The 19,440-nt window shown below is 35.7% G+C and carries 17 protein-coding genes; 11 read left to right on the top strand and 6 right to left on the bottom strand.

Translation table 11 applies throughout. From position 1 onward, the window contains the following. Positions 1–245: 245 nt before the first annotated feature. From spoIIQ to RTL21_RS13805, 8 genes are all read left to right on the top strand, one after another. The gene (gene spoIIQ, locus RTL21_RS13840; RefSeq protein ID WP_312096469.1) at positions 246–1,091 is read left to right on the top strand and encodes a stage II sporulation protein SpoIIQ; all 846 of its coding nucleotides are present in this window, start codon (positions 246–248) and stop codon (positions 1,089–1,091) included. A gap of 862 nt (positions 1,092–1,953) precedes the next feature. Continuing rightward, complete coding sequence (spoIIID, locus tag RTL21_RS13835) at positions 1,954–2,226, top strand: sporulation transcriptional regulator SpoIIID (protein ID WP_016204804.1); 273 nt, start codon at positions 1,954–1,956, stop codon at positions 2,224–2,226. 735 nt (positions 2,227–2,961) lie between these two features. Further along, positions 2,962–3,963 (top strand): rod shape-determining protein, encoded by a 1,002-nt coding sequence (mreB, locus tag RTL21_RS13830; RefSeq protein ID WP_312096468.1) that lies wholly within the window; start codon positions 2,962–2,964, stop codon positions 3,961–3,963. Positions 3,964–4,392: 429 nt separating this feature from the next. Further along, positions 4,393–5,208, top strand: coding sequence for a flagellar hook-basal body protein (locus tag RTL21_RS13825; RefSeq protein ID WP_312096467.1), 816 nt, complete (start codon positions 4,393–4,395; stop codon positions 5,206–5,208). Between the two features lie 128 nt (positions 5,209–5,336). Beyond that, on the top strand, positions 5,337–6,164 hold the full coding sequence (locus tag RTL21_RS13820) for a flagellar hook-basal body protein (protein ID WP_312096466.1): 828 nt from the start codon (positions 5,337–5,339) through the stop codon (positions 6,162–6,164). A gap of 14 nt (positions 6,165–6,178) precedes the next feature. Next, positions 6,179–6,463: a DNA-directed RNA polymerase subunit beta gene (locus RTL21_RS13815; protein ID WP_312096465.1), complete on the top strand. Its 285-nt coding sequence runs from the start codon at positions 6,179–6,181 to the stop codon at positions 6,461–6,463. Between the two features lie 201 nt (positions 6,464–6,664). Next, entirely contained in the window at positions 6,665–7,102 is a 438-nt protein-coding gene (gene fabZ, locus RTL21_RS13810) for a 3-hydroxyacyl-ACP dehydratase FabZ (protein ID WP_031536700.1), read from the top strand. 198 nt (positions 7,103–7,300) lie between these two features. Continuing rightward, complete coding sequence (locus RTL21_RS13805) at positions 7,301–7,597, top strand: hypothetical protein (protein ID WP_312096464.1); 297 nt, start codon at positions 7,301–7,303, stop codon at positions 7,595–7,597. A gap of 171 nt (positions 7,598–7,768) precedes the next feature. Here the strand turns inward: RTL21_RS13805 and RTL21_RS13800 are convergent, their stop codons facing one another. After that, the gene (locus RTL21_RS13800; protein WP_312096463.1) at positions 7,769–8,203 is read right to left on the bottom strand and encodes a YwpF family protein; all 435 of its coding nucleotides are present in this window, start codon (positions 8,201–8,203) and stop codon (positions 7,769–7,771) included. Positions 8,204–8,640: 437 nt separating this feature from the next. Here RTL21_RS13800 and RTL21_RS13795 point away from each other — a divergent pair, with 437 nt between their 5' ends. Both RTL21_RS13795 and RTL21_RS13790 read left to right on the top strand, forming a co-directional pair. Beyond that, the gene (locus RTL21_RS13795; RefSeq protein WP_312096462.1) at positions 8,641–9,315 is read left to right on the top strand and encodes a response regulator transcription factor; all 675 of its coding nucleotides are present in this window, start codon (positions 8,641–8,643) and stop codon (positions 9,313–9,315) included. Then, positions 9,312–10,304 carry a sensor histidine kinase gene (locus tag RTL21_RS13790; protein WP_312096461.1) on the top strand — a complete coding sequence of 331 codons (993 nt, stop codon included), beginning with the start codon at positions 9,312–9,314 and terminating at the stop codon, positions 10,302–10,304. The genes RTL21_RS13795 and RTL21_RS13790 overlap by 4 nt, the downstream gene beginning before the upstream one ends. Here the strand turns inward: RTL21_RS13790 and RTL21_RS13785 are convergent. The 4 genes from RTL21_RS13785 to RTL21_RS13770 form a co-directional block, all read right to left on the bottom strand. Further along, positions 10,301–12,259 (bottom strand): ABC transporter permease, encoded by a 1,959-nt coding sequence (locus RTL21_RS13785; protein WP_312096460.1) that lies wholly within the window; start codon positions 12,257–12,259, stop codon positions 10,301–10,303. The two genes, RTL21_RS13790 and RTL21_RS13785, sit on opposite strands and share 4 nt — an antisense overlap. Then, on the bottom strand, positions 12,256–13,005 hold the full coding sequence (locus tag RTL21_RS13780) for an ABC transporter ATP-binding protein (protein ID WP_312096459.1): 750 nt from the start codon (positions 13,003–13,005) through the stop codon (positions 12,256–12,258). The genes RTL21_RS13785 and RTL21_RS13780 overlap by 4 nt, the downstream gene beginning before the upstream one ends. 226 nt (positions 13,006–13,231) lie before the next feature. Further along, positions 13,232–16,078 (bottom strand): DEAD/DEAH box helicase, encoded by a 2,847-nt coding sequence (locus tag RTL21_RS13775; protein WP_312096458.1) that lies wholly within the window; start codon positions 16,076–16,078, stop codon positions 13,232–13,234. Next, entirely contained in the window at positions 16,065–17,678 is a 1,614-nt protein-coding gene (locus tag RTL21_RS13770; protein WP_312096457.1) for an SWIM zinc finger family protein, read from the bottom strand. Before RTL21_RS13770 ends, RTL21_RS13775 begins: the two co-directional genes overlap by 14 nt. 299 nt (positions 17,679–17,977) lie before the next feature. Between RTL21_RS13770 and RTL21_RS13765 the strand changes: the two genes are divergently transcribed. After that, positions 17,978–18,178, top strand: a complete 201-nt coding sequence (locus tag RTL21_RS13765) for a hypothetical protein (protein WP_312096456.1) — start codon at positions 17,978–17,980, stop codon at positions 18,176–18,178. A 101-nt stretch (positions 18,179–18,279) separates the two neighbouring features. On the opposite strand, the gene RTL21_RS13760 is transcribed toward RTL21_RS13765, so the two are convergent. After that, complete coding sequence (locus RTL21_RS13760; protein WP_312096455.1) at positions 18,280–19,389, bottom strand: C40 family peptidase; 1,110 nt, start codon at positions 19,387–19,389, stop codon at positions 18,280–18,282. Positions 19,390–19,440: the final 51 nt, after the last annotated feature.

Below are 19,440 nucleotides of genomic sequence, written 5' to 3'. Positions count from 1 at the left end.
TGGAAATCAGCCCAAAAAAGAATATATCAGCCAAAGCAGCAAGGAAATCAGCCAAACCAAAAATATATCAGCCAAACCCAGCAAGTCTCTATCCCGAGACTTGCTTTTTTAGCTAACAATAAAAATTTCCTTTTCTATGTATAGAAAAAAGAACTTTGTCGAAAAATAAGTCTAAAAAATTTTTTATGCTACTAGGTATATATTTGTCATTATCTGTTCAGAATGATTGCTGAGGTGATGATAAAATGAGAGAGGAAGAAAACAAACGTACTTCTCCAAAAAAGTCAAAAGTAAAAAGCTTTTTTAAAAAGCGTTGGGCATTTCCAGCCATTTATATCGCAAGTGCAGCTATTATTCTAACAGGTGTCCTTTGGTATCAAAATAGCGCATCAGAAACAGATAAGTATAAATATGATGCAGATATGCCAACAAAGCCAATTGATGAGCCTGCAGAACCAGTAGCAAAGGAATTTGAAAACTTTGCATGGCCGGTAGTAGATTCAGAGTCGTTTATTACGCAAAAGGAATTCTATGACAATACTGCAAGTAAAGAAAAACAAGCTGAATCATTAGTGTTCTACAATAATCAATATCAGCCAAATACAGGTATTGATTTAAAGATGGAAGATGATAGTGAATTTGAAGTAGTAGCTGCTTTAAGCGGAACTGTTACTAAAGTGGCAGAAGATTCTCTGTTAGGAAACACAATTGAAATTGATCATGAAGATGGGATTAAAACCTATTATCAATCAGTGAAAGATTTCCAAGTAGAAGTAGGCGATGAAGTAACGAAAGGCCAACCATTAGCTACTGCTGGAAAAAGTAAATTGAATCAAGAAGCAAGTGTCCATGTACACTTTGAAGTAAGGAAAGATAATGTTGCTGTAAATCCAATTGATTATTTTGGTAAGCCATTAAGTGCCTTGCAAAGTGACGATACTTCTGGTGCTACATCAGAAGCTGGTTCAGAGGTAGAAAACTCAAGCTCCACTGATGAAGAAATGCCAACGGACAACTCATTTGAAAATGGGGTAAATTCTAATCAAGATGAAGATTCAGAAGGAACTACATCTACAGATCCGAACGCATAATAATAACAGCTAAAAATAAGAAGCGGTTGCTATAAAAGGTCTTACAAGCATTAGGTAAAATAAATCTGATGCAAAGTAATGGCTGTATAGCAACCTCTTTTTATTTGTTTTGACGAAGCAATTTCTTCTTTTTAAAGAAAACTTTGAATTTGAAGTAAAGGAGTTCTACTCGAAGGAAGAAGATTTAGCATGGGAAATGTCGAAGGGAGAAGCGCAACAAAATTAGACAAATTAAGCTTTCTAAATAAAATTTCACCACTGGTTATGCTTTTTAGCATCCAATTAAATCGCAACTAGGTAATAAGTAATGGTATTATTTTGCTATTTATAAAAATTATAAAAGTAATATAGCGTAAAATGACAAATTTCTCGGGAAATATTTTTCCTGCATTAACAGTTTTATCTCGAATGCTTCATCAAAGAATCAACATAAATAAAAAATACTCATTGTATTTTCGTTCTTCATTTGATTCCTTTCCAGCAACTTTAATTAGAAATCCTTTTTTCTAATCTGGCATTACAAAGAAAATTAGGAAGAAACAGGTGGAAATTAAAGAAAATAAGAAAAAAATTAGACAAACCTTGTCCCTATTCATATTTTTCTGCATAAAGTCTTACCCAAGCTAATAAAATGTTACAAACCTTACAAAGAGGAAGTTTGGAGTGAGGGGTCGTTAGCAGACAATGGATATGTAGTCGAGGACATGTTTAATCATAATAAGTACAGAAAGCCTTTGACTTTCTGCCGCATGAAGAAAAGTATTTTGCAGGAAAGGAAACGTGCGGGATGAAGAATTTCGATGAAGCGAAAAGCGAGTCTCATTTCACACTTCTCACATCCAATTTAGGGAGGGCGAGTGGTGTGCACGATTACATCAAAGAGAGAACTATCAAGATTGGAAAGTATATCGTGGAGACGAGGAAAACGGTTCGCGTAATAGCGAAAGAGTTTGGCGTATCCAAAAGTACAGTCCATAAAGATTTAACAGAAAGACTTCCTGAAATTAACCCAGATTTAGCAAATGAAGTGAAAGAGATCCTTGATTATCATAAATCAATTCGACATCTACGCGGTGGGGAAGCAACTAAAATGAAGTATAAGAAGGAAGAGCTAGAAGGGGAAACTGTACAGTAAGAAAAATATGGGCAGCTTTTTCATCCATTGAAATAGAAAAAAACAGGGTGAAGTAGAGATTATACAAAAATGCCCGGGAGATTTTTAAAAAGAAAGGAAAGTTTGAGAAATGCAGTTACAACAGTCTATCGATGGAGGTGACTCCATCGGTAGAGAAAAAAAGATTTGTATAAAAAAAGGATTCGATTAGAATGCTAATAAAGGGTACATAATAGTGTTAAAGGACTTTGAAATCAATGTCCTTTTTCTTTTGTAGAGAAAAAACATAACAGCTTAAAAAAATAGTTGAGTAATTCTTCGATGCATGTAAGGTATATAGCTGCTTTTTTTTGTGAAAATAATTCATTTTTTTGACAAAAGGTTACTTATTTCTGCATCCATGTGATAAAATAAAAAATTAGAGTGGTATAAGTAGATAGAGAAAAACATACAAAATTTTAACCTAAAACATACATAATTCATCTTTTGATAAAGAAAAAATGGTTGATTTAATATAGAGCGATAGTAAGGCATATTTAAGCGTTAGTGGCATTTTTTAGGGGAGAAGTGCTAGCTGTGCGAATACATGACATTCTAGACAAGACTAATGAATGTTTATTGTCAGCATCATTTAATGAAACTTAAGTATGAGGATATCGTTACATATAGTGTGAAAGCCAGCTCTTTAACTCTATAAGGAAAATGAAATGATGAAATCGAAAAAATGACAAGCTAAACGAAGGAGGAACGTATTTAATGTTTGCTAGAGATATTGGTATTGACTTAGGAACAGCGAATGTTCTAATTCATGTAAAAGGAAAAGGGATTGTTTTAAATGAGCCTTCTGTTGTGGCGTTAGATCGCAATACAGGTAGAGTATTGGCAGTTGGAGAAGAAGCTCGTCGCATGGTTGGTCGTACACCTGGAAATATTGTGGCTATTCGACCATTAAAAGATGGCGTTATCGCTGATTTTGACGTAACGGAAGCGATGTTAAAGCATTTTATCAATAAATTAAATGTAAAGGGATTTCTTTCCAAGCCAAGAATTCTTATTTGCTGTCCAACAAATATTACAAGTGTGGAACAAAAAGCAATTAAAGAAGCAGCGGAAAAAAGCGGAGGAAAGAAAATCTATTTAGAAGAAGAACCAAAGGTTGCAGCAATTGGTGCAGGAATGGATATTTTCCAACCAAGTGGCAATATGGTAGTTGATATTGGTGGTGGTACAACAGATGTTGCAGTGCTATCAATGGGCGACATCGTTACTTCTTCCAGTATCAAAATGGCTGGAGATAAATTTGATAATGAAATTCTTCAATATATTAAACGCAGATATAAGCTGTTAATTGGAGAACGTACTGCAGAGAATATAAAAATTAACATCGGAACTGTTTTCCCTGGATCCAGAAAAGAAGAAATGGACATCCGTGGACGCGATATGGTTTCAGGTCTTCCTAGAACCATTACCGTTTATTCAGATGAAATTGAACAAGCATTGAGAGAGTCAGTGACAGTCATTGTACAAGCTGCAAAAAGTGTCTTAGAAAGAACGCCTCCTGAGCTTTCAGCGGATATCATTGATCGTGGAGTAATCTTAACAGGTGGTGGAGCATTGCTTCACGGAATTGATTTACTATTAGCGGATGAGCTTAAAGTTCCAGTGTTAGTAGCGGAAAATCCAATGGATTGCGTAGCAATTGGTACGGGGATTATGCTAGATAACATTGATCGTCTCCCAAAAAGAAAATTCAGCTAATAAATTTGGGGGGAGCATAAACAAGAGCGAAATGTTCTTGTTTATGCATAGGAAAATGAAATCTAATTATTCCATACCCGTTACGACAAAGGATAAACCTAAAAAAATCGGAACATGAAAAAAATTTCTTGTTCCGATTTTTTATTTGATTTCAGTTGTTTTTTATAGGCGAAGTCAAGGAGACTTTCATCACTCCCAGCGGAAACCAAAAGGATGTTAATAGAACTCCTCATTTTAAAAAAAGAACCACTCAAAATATATCCTCCTATATCTACCAGTAGATTGTTTTAAAGATAACCCGATATAATAAAGGATGAATACAAACATTTTTAGACTTTTTTCAACAAAATTTAATGTAATATTTTAATATTTTTTTTATAATAGAGTATATATGTGAGAATCGAAAATTTGTATAGATTGGAGACTGTTATGTTTAAGGGATTCTATACAGCAGCTTCTGGTATGCTTGCACAGCAACGCAAAACCGAAATGCTTTCTAATAATATGGCCAATAGTACAACACCAGGTTTTAAAGCAGATCAATCATCGATGAGAGCTTTCCCTGAATTATTACAGCAAAGCGTTAAGAAAAATGCGGTAGGAGCTGTCGAAAAAGAACAAGTAGGCTATTTAGCAACAGGAGTCTATATGCAGGAAGCTATACCAAAGTTTACACAGGGAGACCTTAACCAAACGGAACTAAACACTGATTTAGCACTATTAAATGTAAACGTTCCTGGGAATGGTACAAACCAAAATGGCGGATTATTTTTTACCATCCAAAATGCAAATGGAGAAGTAGCTTACTCACGAAATGGAAATTTCACTTTAGATGGGGAAGGCTATTTAACTACTGCTAGCGGATTACGCGTTTTAGATGAAAATAATGAGCCCATTCAACTAACAAGCACTGATTTTTCGGTTACGTCTGATGGTGTAATCACAGGCAGTAATGGAGAAGCATATCGTCTTGGAATAAGCTATACAGATTCACCAGAACAGCTTGTGAAACAGGGCGATGGTTTGTATCTAGCGCAGGATGGGGCAGATCTTCCAAGTGCTTACGCTAATGATGACGTTAATTTTCAGATAAAACAAGGATTTTTAGAGAATTCCAATGTGGATACAGCCCAAACAATGACGGATATGATGACGGCGTATCGAGCATTTGAGGCAAATCAGAAAATGCTGCAGGCATATGATAAGAGTATGGATCAGGCAGCAAATGAAATTGGTAAAATATAATCTCTTTTAGAGAACTATTTTCTAAAAAATATTATTAATCCATAATAAAGTTAATTAGGCTGCGGGTTAAAAGCAAAACCTTTCTGAACGCAGCTTTTCGATAGACAGGGCTAGTAAAGGGGGACGCTATGAATAGAACGATGATAACGGCTACGAATACATTAACACAGCTGCAAAAGCAAATGGACCTCATCAGTAATAATATGGCCAATGTCGATACAACTGGGTATAAAAAGCAAAATGGCACATTTACAGATATGCTTTATCAGCAATTTAACAATCAAAAGGATGAGACCCAAGAAGTCAATCGACAGACTCCAAATGGAATCAGACAAGGAGTAGGCGCAAAAATTGCGCAAACACAATTAGTGATGACACAGGGAACCATTAAAGCCTCTGATCGTGTTTTGGATACGGCGCTAACAAAAGAAGGGCAATTATACAGAGTGCTAGTACAGGATGGCGGAGCCAATGAAGTTCGCTATACAAGAGATGGAGCGATGTACTTATCTCCTGTTTCTGATACGGAGAATATGCTGGTTACAAAAGAAGGCCATGCTATCCTTGATGAGAATAATAACCCAATTTTATTAAATAATAATGGTAAAGATTATTCTTTTTCTTCCACTGGGACTCTAACAGTTCAGTTAAATAATGGTGGGCAGGAAACAGTGAACCTTGGTATCTCTTATGCCAATAACCCACAAAGTCTTGAAAAAACCGGTGATAATTTATACCGACTTTCTGACGCGGCAGATGAAAATCAAGCAATTTTGAATTTAGACGGTACTAGAAGAAATGAAATTGCTATGAAACAGAATGCATTGGAGCAATCCAATGTGGATATAAGCAAAGAAATGGTTAATCTGATTGCTACACAGCGCTCCTATCAATTTCAGTCCAGATCCATCTCTTTAGCAGATCAGATGATGGGATTAGTGAATGGAATACGTTAAAAAGGAGAGAAATGATGGCATTAAATAGCAGTAGTCAGGAAATGGTAAAGACAAGAGAAGAGTTCAAAGAAGAACGGAAAGATAAGAACAATACAGAAGAGAATGCTTCTCCTAAGCGAAAGGTTAGAGTTCGTCTGTTTCCTATTTGGCTACGTATCATTGTCATCCTTTTCATAATGGCTGTCAGTGTTCTAGCTGGAGCAGTTGTCGGATATAGTGTAATGGGAGACGGAAAAGCAAGCGATACCTTTAAAAAAGAAACATGGACGCATATTGTCAATTTAATAAATGAAGAGTAAACAAGAGGGGAATTTGTAAAAATAACATACATATTCCCTTTTTTAGGCTTTAGTCGAGAACCCTCGTGACTTCAGTCGTGGGGTGTTGACATAATGATTCATAGGAAAAAACATCTAAAAAAAGGAAGGGATATCCCTTCCTTTTTTATAGCATTTTTTAGTACAATAATATATAACCACATATTAGTAGGAGGTCACAAAATGTTAGATATAAATCAAATTAAAGAAATTATTCCTCACCGATACCCATTTTTATTAGTAGATAGAATTTTAGAAGTGGAAGAAGGAAAAAAAGCAGTCGGTATTAAAAATGTTTCAGCCAATGAAGAGTATTTTAACGGACATTTCCCAGAGTATCCTGTTATGCCAGGTGTACTGATTGTAGAAGCTTTGGCTCAGGTTGGTGCGGTTGCTATGTTGATTAAAGAAGAAAATAAAGGCAGACTTGCATTCTTCGCTGGAGTGGATAGCTGCCGCTTTAAAAAGCAAGTATATCCAGGAGATCAACTACGTCTAGAAGTAGAAATGACGAGAGTACGCGGAAACTTTGGAAAGGGAAAATGTGTAGCAACTGTGGATGGCGAAATTGCATGTGAAGCAGAAATCATGTTTGCCCTAGGGGACAAAAAAGAAGCTTAAAAGGTTTAAAAAGAGGGAAGAGACTCTGTATGAAACATACGAAGTTTCTTCTCTTTTTGCTAAAGATGCTTTACAACATTGTTTATTATTGGAATTAAGGAATAAGGCGTAATAATTTTCTATTCTTGGATAACCTAATTATTGACCAATTAAAAGGTCATTATGACGATACTTATTTCAAGAAAAGGGGTATAACGAATGAATAAATGGATTAAGTTATTAGGTATTTCAGCGTTATCTGCTATGCTTTTAACTGCTTGTGGTGACGATGATAATCAAAGTCCAGCGCCAGATGACGATACAACAGTTGAAGATACAGATCTAGACACGGATGATGTTGTACCAGATACTGATTTGGATAATGACAATGAAACAGATGTACCAGATGAGAATACGGATGAAGATCTAGATCCGACTACGGATGATAATGATCCTGGAGAAGACATGATCGAAGATAAAAATGACGCTAATGACAAAGACGACGTAGACGAATAATTGGTCTACTAAACCTTATGATTTCAAGGTTCGTTCTTACCAATTAAGCTGCATTTTAGAATGCTGGCTTATGGTAAGAACGGGCTTGAAATTATTATTTTTGATCTATCCCCAACTAATTAAGAAGCCTTAATTGACAATTGCCCTGCTTGTTCCTAACCTCTTTCCCGATTAGAGCTTCTTTTCCAAAAACGTCTGTGGTTTGCTTTGCATTAGCTCAGTAAATTTATCGGATAAATTATTCCCTTCATATCCTTCTTCAATTAAATATTGGAGGAGCAGCTCAGCATAGTCTTTTCTATCTCTTTTTAATGTTCCCTCTAAAAGAATACTTGCTTTGTCGCCGAATTTTTGAATAGACAGAATGGTGACTTCAAAAGGAGCGGGATCATTTTCTTTTTTGGTAATAATAGCTTGCACAAGTAATTCTTCCTTCTTTTGAAAGGCTTCATCGAGAAAGTCGATAGAGGACAAGTCCGTATAAACTTCTATGAGCCAATGATTATAATCATCTTCTTTATTGATAATTAAACCATCAATTAATTTAATTGGTATCAGCTTTTCTTTCGTTAGAATCTGTAAAGAAATCAACTTAAAGGTTTTCATGATAAACCCTCCCTAGGCAAATTCTCCATTTCTTATATTATACCTTATCTGAAACGTTTCATCTAAACTCTACGACAAGTAGGCTATTGTTTTGTAAGTAAATGAACTCTACTCTATATTACAAAAATGTTCCCCAGAATCCCTCATTGAAAGATTAACCGTAAAATTCCCTTTTTAAAATTATAGTGATAAAACATTGTTCTATATTGTTCACTAGTTGTCAGTGTTTAGAGGAGGTTTTTCTCCAGCCTCTTGTTTCTGCAGGTAAATCTTAACATAATACAAAGATGCTAATTTTGGGATTTATTATATAATTAGTAAATATGAATAGGTAATTGTTTCATTGGCTATTCATTAATCCCAATGTCCTATCAAATTAATCCTTAAAGTTTAGGTTAAAATAATAAAAGGGACAAGGTTTAAGGCGGAGGTAGGAAATGTATAAAATCATGATGATAGAAGACGATGAAAAAATTAGGCGAATTGTCGCTGATACATTAAAAAAATGGCAATATGATGTGGTGGAAGTGACACAATTTAACCAAATTTTAAAAGAATTTGAGAATACGGAACCTCACCTCGTTCTCTTAGATATAAATCTTCCAATTTATGATGGTTACTATTGGTGTCAGCAAATACGCTCCATATCTAAAGTGCCGATTATTTTCCTTTCTTCTAGGAATCAGAATATGGATATTATTATGGCCATCAATATGGGTGGAGATGATTTTATTCAAAAGCCGTTTGATCTGGATATTCTCGTCACGAAAATAAGTGCACTCATTCGCCGAAAGTATACTTATCAAGAGATTGAAATTCCTAGTTTTAACCATCGCGGGCTGAAATTAAATGTCACTAATTCAACCATTGAATATGAAGGAGATGGTGCAGAATTAAGTCGTAACGAATTTATCCTTCTACAATTGCTGATGAGGAATATAGGTAAAATAGTCTCGCGAGAAGATATGATGCAAGCACTGTGGAACGAAGAGCAATTCGTTGATGATAACACTTTAACTGTAAATGTGAATCGCTTGCGAAGAAAGATAGCAATTTTAGGACTTGAGGAATTCATTCATACTCGAAAAGGAATGGGGTATTTGATTGAATGAAATTCCTTCATTATCTTTCTTATGAAAAGCCTTATATATTCCTGTATCTAACAGGTACCTTAATTCCATCCGTAATATTTAGTACTATCAGTAATGAGGAGTGGAGATGGGGAACGTTTTTATATGCTTTTACCATCGCTTGCATAGTGTTATTTGGATTTTTATTATTACGTTACCAACAGAATATACGTGTTATACGACAAATGCAAAGGGAGGACTATGATGGCTTGTCGTTAGAAGGAGAATATGCGAAGGATTATATAGAAAAATTAAAAAGAGAACATATAAGAGAAATGAATACGATTCAAAATAAGCAAAAGGAACATTATGACTTTATTGTATCCTGGTTCCATGAAATAAAGACCCCTATTGCAGTTATTGGCTTACTTCAGCAAACAGAAATGGATGCCAACAGTTTAAGAGAAGAAATAGGGAAAATTGAAAACTATGTCGATCAAGCTCTTTATTATGCAAAGCTCGATAGCTTTAGTCAGGATTATGACATTCAAAGCTGTGATATTATGCAGATTTCAAAAGAGATCATTAAGTCCCACTCAAAAACCTTTTTTTCTAAAAAAATCCGCATTAATTTGCAGTCTAATTCATTGAACGTTCAAAGCGACCCCAAATGGCTACAATTTATTATCAATCAACTGTTAACCAATAGTTTAAAGTATACCGGAAATGGTGGAGAGATTACGATTTCAACACATAGTACTTCCAAAGAAAAACAACTGCTGATTCAAGACAATGGAATTGGAATTAGCCAGAAAGACCTTCCGCGAATTTTTAATCGCGGTTTTACTGGGGAAACGGGACGTACTTACGCAAAGTCAACTGGGATGGGCTTATACTTAGCTCAAGCCTTATCGAATAAGCTTGGGCATTATATCACTTGTACCTCTGAGGATGGCTCTTTTACACAATTTATTATTCATTTTCCAAATAATTACGACCCGTATGTATCAATGAAAAAAACACACATTTAACGTGTGTTTTTTTCATTGATGATTTTGTAGTAAATAGATGTGGATGAGATATAAAAGATCAGATACGTGAGTACGTATAATCCCATGACAGAGAAAATAATAGTCGTTAAAGAAGGTAAATCTTTTATAACTAGAATGACTGAGTAATATAAAAGAAACCAACTGTGTATCAATCCAAGTATCAATGGAGGCAAGAATACGAACAATAATTGTTTCCTAATAATCTTTTTTATTTCTTTATCTTCAACACCCATTTTTCGTAATACTTCATAGTGTTCACGCTCTTCTGTAGCTTCGCGAAGCTGTTTAAAGTAAATAACACTCCCTAAAGCAAACAATGCAATAACGGCAAAAAACGCCACAGAAAACAATATTAAAGAGGATGACTCAGTATCCACAGAATACATATCTACAAAGGCTGAATAATACGCTCCTTCTGTTTTCATAACAATATCGTATATTTTACGTGATACGTCATTGGATGTTTTTGGATCTTCGATTTGATAAATTTCATAGGAATAAAGAGAATTATTTTCTTTTAGTGACTCAAAAGCTTCATCAGCAATGACGAGTACAGATGGTTGAAGAGCAGTATCTCCATTGGGACTAGTTGGGATGCTCAACAATGGATATCGAATTTTTTCGATAATATGGAATTTATGATCTCCTAATACTGTTATTTCAGGTTGAGAATCTTTATAGAGTGTCGGATCATCTATTCCTCTTGTTAAAAGAATTGCCTCTTTATCTTCTAGATCCACTTTTTCACCGACTTCACGTAAATCAATAATAGCATTTAACTGTGACTCAGGGAAAAGGTGAAATTCCTCTGTATAATATTCGGGATGGCTAAAAAATGTATTTCTATTTTGTACTTTTTCTGTTTTAATTCCTGTTAGGGTTTCATGTGCAATAATTGGATGGGAGTCATTCATAATTTGTTCAATTTGTTTTTGCGTTGCGGCATCTTGTGTCGAAAATGCAAGATGATTAGGAAATTCCTTTTTTACGACATCAGCTTTCACGGCATAATCGACAGCAATAAATCCAACAGTGAAAATGACAATCGCACTAATCAGTGAATTAAACGTAAAGTTTATGGTATTTCCTCGAATAGAGAAACGAAGGGAGGAAATCCATAACATTTTGTTTCCGATAAGATAGTTTTTACTTTGACTCATTTTTTGTAAAACCCAACCCGAAAACTGGCGGAAAAATAAATACGTTCCTAACATTAATGCCACTGTTGTAGCAATTAATGTTACTTTAAAATAATCTTTCCAGATGTCCGTATCCCCTGATAAGGTAATTGTGTAATAGGATAGAGCTATTAAGATAATGGACAATAGTGCCAAAGGCATGGAAAATTTAAAGGGTTTGTCCATTTTTTCTTTAGCATGAAACAGTTCAACTAATTGCACACGACGAACATTTACATAACTTTGGACCGTTATAATACCGATTAATAAGGCAAATAACAAAATAGTTGAAGCAATAGCTTCCATCGGAAAAGAAAAGGAAATTTCTTCCTTGTAATGCATTAAGTTCATTAATACAGCACCAAAGAATTTAGATAGTAATCCGCCGATTAGAATACCACTGGATACAGAAATAGTGCTCAAAAATAATGTTTCAAAAAAGACCATTAAAGCAACTTGTCTTTCTTTCATTCCGTAAAGCAAGTACATGCCGAACTCTTTTTTTCGTTGCTTCATAAAAAATGAATTAGCATATAAAATAAAGAACACTATAAACAAAAAGACAATAATCGAGGCAATAAAGATAACCGATTTATAGTTTTCTTTATTTTGAATGGCTGCAACTACATCTTCGTTAAACATTAATCCAGAGAATGTAAAGTAAATGACAACCCCAACAAGCATGGAAATGAAATAAATCGTATACAAACGGAAGTTTCGTTTCATGTTTCTCCATGATAAATCAATGATGTTCATCGCTGCTCACTTCCTAATGCACTTTGAATCGTTAAAATTTGATCGTAGAATTCCTTTTCTGTTCGGTCTCCTTTAAACATTTCATTAACAATTTTCCCATCACGCAGAAAAATAACTCGTTGAGAGTAACTTGCTGCATACGGATCGTGGGTAATCATCATAACAGTCGTCTTAAATGTTTTATTGAGTAATTGTATTTGTTCTAGTAGCTGAGTAGCAGATCTGGAATCAAGGGCACCCGTAGGCTCATCTGCAAACACAATCACTGGATTGGTAATAATGGCTCTTGCTGCAGCCGTTCTCTGCTTTTGACCACCAGAAATTTCAGCCGGATATTGCTGTAATATCGCTTCTATATTTAACGCCTCTATTATTTTTGCTAATCGTTCTTCCATTTCTGCCACAGGTGTTTTTTGTAAAGAAAGTGGGAGCAGAATATTTTCTTTCACTGTTAAGGTATCGAGTAAGTTGTAATCCTGGAAAATAAACCCCATTCTTTTTTGGCGAAATTCTCGCAAGGCTTTCTTTTTCATATCTAACAGTGATTTTCCCTCAATCCAAACATCCCCACCATTAAAAGTATCAATTGTTGAGAGAGTATTCATTAAGGTAGTTTTTCCAGAACCAGATGGTCCCATAATCGCTGTGAATTCCCCTTGTTCAATGGTTAAATCGATATTTTTTAATACTTGGGTTTTCCCATAAGATTTCGATAAATTTTTAGTTTGAATAATTTTAGTAGTCATTGCTTCGTCTCCCTTCCTCCTATACTTTACCTATTAATTTGTCCGCAAACCATCGATTTAAGAATATGTAAAGTGACATTTTTGTCATGTTAGATACGAATAAATCAAAAGTATAGATAATTTGCTTCTAAAGTTTTATTCCTAGTGTTCTAACAACTATAAAAAGAGGATAAATTAGTCTCAAAAATAGACTAATTTATCCTCTTTATCTGTATATCCATATCATTTAAAGCACGGCGGGACTTTCATTTAATGATACTAAATCCTTTAATTCATCGGTTGTTAGCTCTGTCATCCAGTTTTCATTTTGGATAATTTGATCATTTAACGATTGTTTCTTCTCAAGCATCGCATCGATTTTTTCTTCTAGTGTCCCCGTACAAATAAGCTTATGCACGTGAACGAAACGTGTTTGGCCAATCCGATATGCACGGTCAGTCGCCTGGTTTTCAACAGCTGGATTCCACCAGCGGTCATAATGGATAACATGGTTGGCTGCTGTTAAGTTTAATCCAGTTCCTCCTGCCTTTAAGGAAAGAAGGAATATCGGGAATTCACCATCCTGGAACTGTTCAATAAGGCGATCACGCTGCTGTTTGGACATACTGCCATTTAGGAATGGGACATCCACCTTGAATTTCTTCTTCATCATTTGCTGTATCATATGTCCCATTTCAATATATTGGGTAAAAATAAGGCAGCTTTCTCCTCTTTCCAAAATGGTATCGGTCAGCTCTGCCAATTTCTCCATTTTCACAGACCGATCCAGTAAACTAGTTGGCGTTTGCTCCTTCAAATAAAGGGCAGGGTGATTGCAAAGCTGCTTTAATTTACTTAACATCTGCAAAACAAGCCCTTTGCGTTCAAATCCAGAAAGCTGCTCAATTTGGACAAACGTATCCGTTACTAATTGTTCATATAAGGCAGCCTGCTCCGTAGTTAACGGACAATATTCCTTTTGCTCCAGCTTATCAGGCAGATTTAAAGCAACATCTTCATCTTTTTTTGTTCTTCTCAGTAAGAATGGACGGATAAGCGTCTGCAGCTGCTGAATCTGCTCCGGTTTATTTTCTTTTTCAATTGGAATCACAAAGCGTTTTTGAAATTGACCAAGACTGCCTAAATAGCCGTGATTGGTAAAATCAAAAATAGACCAGAGCTCATTCAGGCGATTTTCCATTGGTGTTCCAGAAAGGGCAATATAATGGGTGCCTTTTAATTTTCTAACTGCTCTTGATTGTTTTGTCTGAGCATTTTTTATATTTTGCGCTTCATCTATGGCAATCGTGCTCCAAGTGATTTCTTCAAAATTTTGCAAATCAATATGGCTTAATCCATAGGAGGTTAAAACCACATCAGATTCCTTTGCTTTTTGAATAAAAGCATCATCTTTTAAACGGTTTGCTCCATAATGGAGGTATACGTTTAAATCAGGTGCAAACCGTTCTAATTCCTTTTGCCAATTGCCAAGGACAGAAGTAGGACAAATAATCAGTGCAGGTGTGGTCTGTTCCTTTTCGATCTCTTTCACCTTTAAGAGATAGGAGATTAGCTGTACCGTTTTTCCGAGTCCCATATCATCTGCTAAAATTGCTCCAAAACCGTACTTTCTTAGGAAAAGGAGCCAACTCATACCAAGTACCTGGTAAGCACGCAGATCCCCTAAGAAGCTTTGCGGAACTTCCTCCAATGGAAGATTCTTGACCTCTTTTAATTGATGAATCATTGTTCTCCATTGTCTGTTTAGTTCAATTTGGATTTTGGCAAATGTTTTTGGATTCTCAAGCTCATCATTTTGTTGTTCCTCTGCCTGCATTAATTCCTGCTCGATAATATCACGAACATGCAAACCTTCTTTTTCGGCTTTTTTCATTAAATCCTGTATTTGACGAATAAAGGCAGGATCTAATTTTATCCAACGACCTTTAATGAAAACAAGACGCCGTTTTTCTTCAACTAGCTTATTGAATTCTTCTTCAGAAAGGGTAACCCCATTCATGGAAAAACGCCAATTATAATCAAGCATCGCCTGAAGACCAACGAAGGATGGACGGTGACTAGTGCTAGAAACCTTTGCTTTTACCTTCAGATTGGCAGCTTTCATTGCTTGCCACCAGGAAGGAAGGAGAATGTCCACACCAAGTGCAAGGAATGTTTCACTTGCTTCTGACAAGAAAAGCCATGCTTCCTCCTCGGTTAATTGATTGGTTATTCCCTTTTTCCCTTTTAGCCATGGAAAAAGAAGGAGCCAGCGCTGTTGTTCTTCCTCTATATAAGAAGCATAATCTAACCATTTCTTCGGCATATTGCTCTCATCATGAATATCTACTACGAGCTCCGGGTTGTCCTTGGATTTTAAAAATAAATCCAAATCCCAAGTTGTATCGATTTCTGTCGGCTCATCTAAGCGAATGCCTAATGTAAATGGATAGTCGTTCTCTTTTAGTCCCATCCATTCCTGCCATTTATCCTCTGTAAAATAAGCGGCTAGCTGCTCTGCTGGAATATTCGCGTTCTTTAATGTGTCCATTCGTTCATGGAAGCTTTGTTTTGTCTCTTTATGATCCTCTAAATAATGATTAAGGGACTGATGGAACCATTGTTGAATAAAGTCATTATTCGTTTGACCCTCCAACTCATCTTGAAGCTCTATTTCCCAGAAGCTTGGATCAAACTCATCTATCACACGATAAGGAAGGGACCATTGGAAATTCCCGACTTCCCATTGACTGAAATCTGGTATCCATTCTTTATGGGTAATGGCTTCTAGTATACTTGGTGCAGCAGCAAGACAAACCTGCGCTGTATCATTCCAATCCCATTCGATATATCGATTAAATCCTTCGGTTGCTAGTAAAGTGACCAGTTGCCAGCCACTAACCAATACTCCTTCTATCCCATCAATCGTTGCGGTATCTAAAACAGTACCATAATAGCTTTCCTGATGCTGCTGGAAAAGAAGCTTTTTCCAATAGCTTGGGTAAAGATAGCGATCCTCTATTTCACCTGTTAAATAAAATCCTTTACTCTCATAATAATGAACATTTATTTTTAAATAGTTAGTTTTCAACATGGATTAGCTTTCCCTTTCTACATTCTTCATGAAAGGCTCTTAATCGTTTCGTACGCTCTAAGATAACCAGTAAGAATTGCTCGAATTCGGTTTGCTTTTTCATTTTTTTATAAAGGGTACGCAATTTCTTTAATTGGCGGACAGCGATTCGATAGTGTTCTCTATTTTTTCCATCAATATGTTCTTGAATAGAACGGTGATATAAGGAAAGCAATACAGAGTAATCGTATTCCTGCAAAATTTTAATTTGTTCTTTATGAAGGTGCTCTAGTCCAAATCCCATCATCGTAAATAAATCAATCCATTTATCAAACTGTTTTTTCTCATACAGAAAATCTTCATATTTGCGAAAGCTGTATGGAAGGGTATGAATATAAGCCTTTTCCAATAAATCCTCTTTGTTTAATGCCATGCAGTAGGGAAGAATCGCACGCAGGGCCATTTGTGTAAATTCATGGCAATACTCGTCATCTTCATCTGCAGATAGATAATTTTTCAGTTCTTGAATAAACGCTGGAACATATAAATCCATCCGTTTCCACGCTTTTCGACTCGATAAATAGTCCATCCAATAAAGCATATAAGTAGTAAGTTGAGAGCCGAGAGACTGAATCACTTTGAGAGCATCCTCATCTTTTTGGAGAAGAATTTCAAGATGGATAATAGCCACCTTTTCAGAGAATGCGGGATTTTTCCTTGCTAATATCTGTTCTAGTTCCTCTTGTCTCCACCCTTTTGTAGCAAAAAGATCTGTCCACATTAGGCGATATAGTTGAATACACTCAAAATTTAATAGTGGTTGAATCGTGAGGAGCGCCCTCACGTCCTCCTTTAAACGAACTAAAAAGTTGTCAAATGCAAATGGAAAAGTAAAGTTCGATAGTTTATAGAGATTATCCTCAATACTGTTCATTAAATCATGGAAAAGATGGCGATAATAGCGATTAATCGTTTGTGTATTATGATCTGAACTTTTACTAAGTGCTAATAATTGCTTAAATGTAAATACTTGGGCGATGACTAAATAAAGGAGCTTCCACTCTGTTTGAAGAGGCGTAGCTGCTTTTATTTTTCGCATATAAATATAATACGTTTCTGCAATCATATATGGTTTATTTTGATTGGTCTCGATAAGTGATTGAAAGCTCTTTTCAAAGGTTTCAATCCAATCTGTATAATTTGGCTCTTTGTCTTCTGTCTCTTTCAATAAGTCGCTTGCTCGCATAATGCCGAGATTTTTCAGCATTTCCGCATTTTTAATTGGCTTTCTCCAACTCTCTAGCCAAGTGGACACCTTTCCAACCTGTGCAAGTAAATAGAAAAACAAAGCAAGCTGATGACGGCAAAAACCTTCCGCATGACAAGTACAAGAGCTATATTGAATATAATCCAAATCCAATGTTGCCTTTACTGGCGTAACATCCTGGATCATTCCAGTAACAAGCTCATTGGAGAATTTGACTTGATAGACAAAGCTTTGCCTATATAGAAGAAGTCCCTTTTCTACAATCTTTTTCATTTGGGGATCATTTGCATCCAATAAATTCATTAAGTTTTCTGCACAAAAATTCACTGGCTCTAAATATTTTTCTTGAAGCATAATGCATCCCTCCCATACTCATAATTTCCGTGTAATGACTTGAAAACATGCTCCGTGAATAGCTTTAAAAAAAGGAAGCACGAAAAAAAGTCCATTCTTTAATTATAACGCTTTTTATAAGGAGATGGTAGAGGACATAAGCAAGGAAGAAAAAGAGAAGGGAAGTAAAGGCGCGAGTGGAGTGGAAGAAGAAAATTAGGTAAAGCGGTGGGCATGTGAGTGGGAAAAAGCGGAAATCAGGTTTAATTGGCTGAGGATATCAGCCAAAAAAAGAATAAATCAGCCAAAGCAACGAGGATATGAGCCAAAAAAAGAATAAATCAGCTAAAGCAACGAGGATATCAGCCAAAAAAGGAATATATCAGCCAAAGCAGCGAGGATATGAGCCAAAAAAGAAATATATCAGCCAAAGCAGCGAGGATATGAGCCAAAAAAAGAATAAATCAGCTAAAGCAACGAGGATATCAGCCAAAAAAAGAATAAATCAGCCAAAGCAGTAATATATCAGCCAAACCCACCCCTCCAACATCAAATCCACTTCCGCCACCACATAAAATAAGGGCTGTCCCATTAGACAGCCCTCATTTCATCATCCTTATTTTTAATATAAACGTTTAAAACTATCAAAATGCTCTTTATAATAGGAGTTATCCAAACTTGTCACACGAACTCCGCTTGAATCAGCATGAATAAATTCATTATTGCCAACATAAATTCCTAAATGAGAGATACCTTGCTTGTAAGTATTTTTAAAATACACAATATCTCCAATTGATGGAACATCTACGTAATAGCTGCGATCATAGTATCCTTCAGCAGAATAACGTGCAATTGATTTTCCACTATGGTTTAATACATAGTAAACAAATCCGCTGCAGTCAAAACCAGCAGTTGTTGAACCGCCCCAAACATATGGAAGGCCAATAAGATTTTTAGAGGTAGAAACTACCTTAGAAGCATAGGATTGTCCGCTATTTCCAGTGGAAATAAAGGTTGGCGTACTAGAGCTAGAACCAGAGTTAGAACTAGTATTCCCTGTGTTTGTAACCTTTTCAGATGCATTAACCTTTAGTTTTTGTCCTGGGAAAATTAAATCAGATTTAAGATTATTTAATTGCTTAAGCTGGCTCACAGACATTTTATAAATAGAAGCAATTTTGCCTAACGTATCCCCACTTTTAATTGTATAGGTGCCTGTAGATGTAGCAGCGGCATTGCTACTAGTAGTTCCGGAATTTGAATTTCCAGATGAACTCGTTGCAGATGTAGTGGAAGAGGCACTTCCTGGCTTAGAAACATACAAAACATCACCAGCATAAATAAGTGTGGATGTTAGGTTATTCCATGTTTTTAACTCGCCTAAAGAAATAGAATACTTATTTGCTATTTTAATAAGGGAATCCCCTGAAACAATTTTATGCGTTTTTGCAGCTGAGCTTGTCTTCGTTGAAGAGTTGCTTTTTGTAGTGCTAGTCGTTTTGCTGCTGGTAGACTTGGAACTATCTGCAATCGTTAATTTTTGATTGATTAGAATTAAGTCTGATGAAAGCTTATTAATCGACTTTAACTCATTAACAGTAGTATTGTAAGACTTCGCAATCTGTCCTAATGTATCCCCTTTTTTTACTACGTAAGTACTAGCTGAGGCGTTCGCTGCAAAAGTGGTTGACAGAATCGCGGTAGTTGCCAATACTGTGACTTTCTTCTTCATTTTTTATCACTCACTCCTAATGAATATACTATAGTATAACTATATTACCAT

This window comes from Niallia sp., assembly GCF_031978665.1.
Classification (GTDB): domain Bacteria; phylum Bacillota; class Bacilli; order Bacillales; family Cytobacillaceae; genus Niallia.
Note: the sequence above shows the minus strand (reverse complement) of the source record. Positions and strands in the feature narration are given on the sequence as shown.

Coding starts and splice junctions, on each gene's coding strand:
- spoIIQ (WP_312096469.1), top strand. CDS start 246: ATGAGAGAGGAAGAAAACAAACGTACTTCTCCAAAAAAGTCAAAAGTA.
- mreB (WP_312096468.1), top strand. CDS start 2,962: ATGTTTGCTAGAGATATTGGTATTGACTTAGGAACAGCGAATGTTCTA.
- RTL21_RS13825 (WP_312096467.1), top strand. CDS start 4,393: ATGTTTAAGGGATTCTATACAGCAGCTTCTGGTATGCTTGCACAGCAA.
- RTL21_RS13820 (WP_312096466.1), top strand. CDS start 5,337: ATGAATAGAACGATGATAACGGCTACGAATACATTAACACAGCTGCAA.
- RTL21_RS13815 (WP_312096465.1), top strand. CDS start 6,179: ATGGCATTAAATAGCAGTAGTCAGGAAATGGTAAAGACAAGAGAAGAG.
- fabZ (WP_031536700.1), top strand. CDS start 6,665: ATGTTAGATATAAATCAAATTAAAGAAATTATTCCTCACCGATACCCA.
- RTL21_RS13805 (WP_312096464.1), top strand. CDS start 7,301: ATGAATAAATGGATTAAGTTATTAGGTATTTCAGCGTTATCTGCTATG.
- RTL21_RS13800 (WP_312096463.1), bottom strand. CDS start 8,203: ATGAAAACCTTTAAGTTGATTTCTTTACAGATTCTAACGAAAGAAAAG.
- RTL21_RS13795 (WP_312096462.1), top strand. CDS start 8,641: ATGTATAAAATCATGATGATAGAAGACGATGAAAAAATTAGGCGAATT.
- RTL21_RS13790 (WP_312096461.1), top strand. CDS start 9,312: ATGAAATTCCTTCATTATCTTTCTTATGAAAAGCCTTATATATTCCTG.
- RTL21_RS13785 (WP_312096460.1), bottom strand. CDS start 12,259: ATGAACATCATTGATTTATCATGGAGAAACATGAAACGAAACTTCCGT.
- RTL21_RS13780 (WP_312096459.1), bottom strand. CDS start 13,005: ATGACTACTAAAATTATTCAAACTAAAAATTTATCGAAATCTTATGGG.
- RTL21_RS13775 (WP_312096458.1), bottom strand. CDS start 16,078: ATGTTGAAAACTAACTATTTAAAAATAAATGTTCATTATTATGAGAGT.
- RTL21_RS13770 (WP_312096457.1), bottom strand. CDS start 17,678: ATGCTTCAAGAAAAATATTTAGAGCCAGTGAATTTTTGTGCAGAAAAC.
- RTL21_RS13765 (WP_312096456.1), top strand. CDS start 17,978: ATGAGCCAAAAAAAGAATAAATCAGCTAAAGCAACGAGGATATCAGCC.
- RTL21_RS13760 (WP_312096455.1), bottom strand. CDS start 19,389: ATGAAGAAGAAAGTCACAGTATTGGCAACTACCGCGATTCTGTCAACC.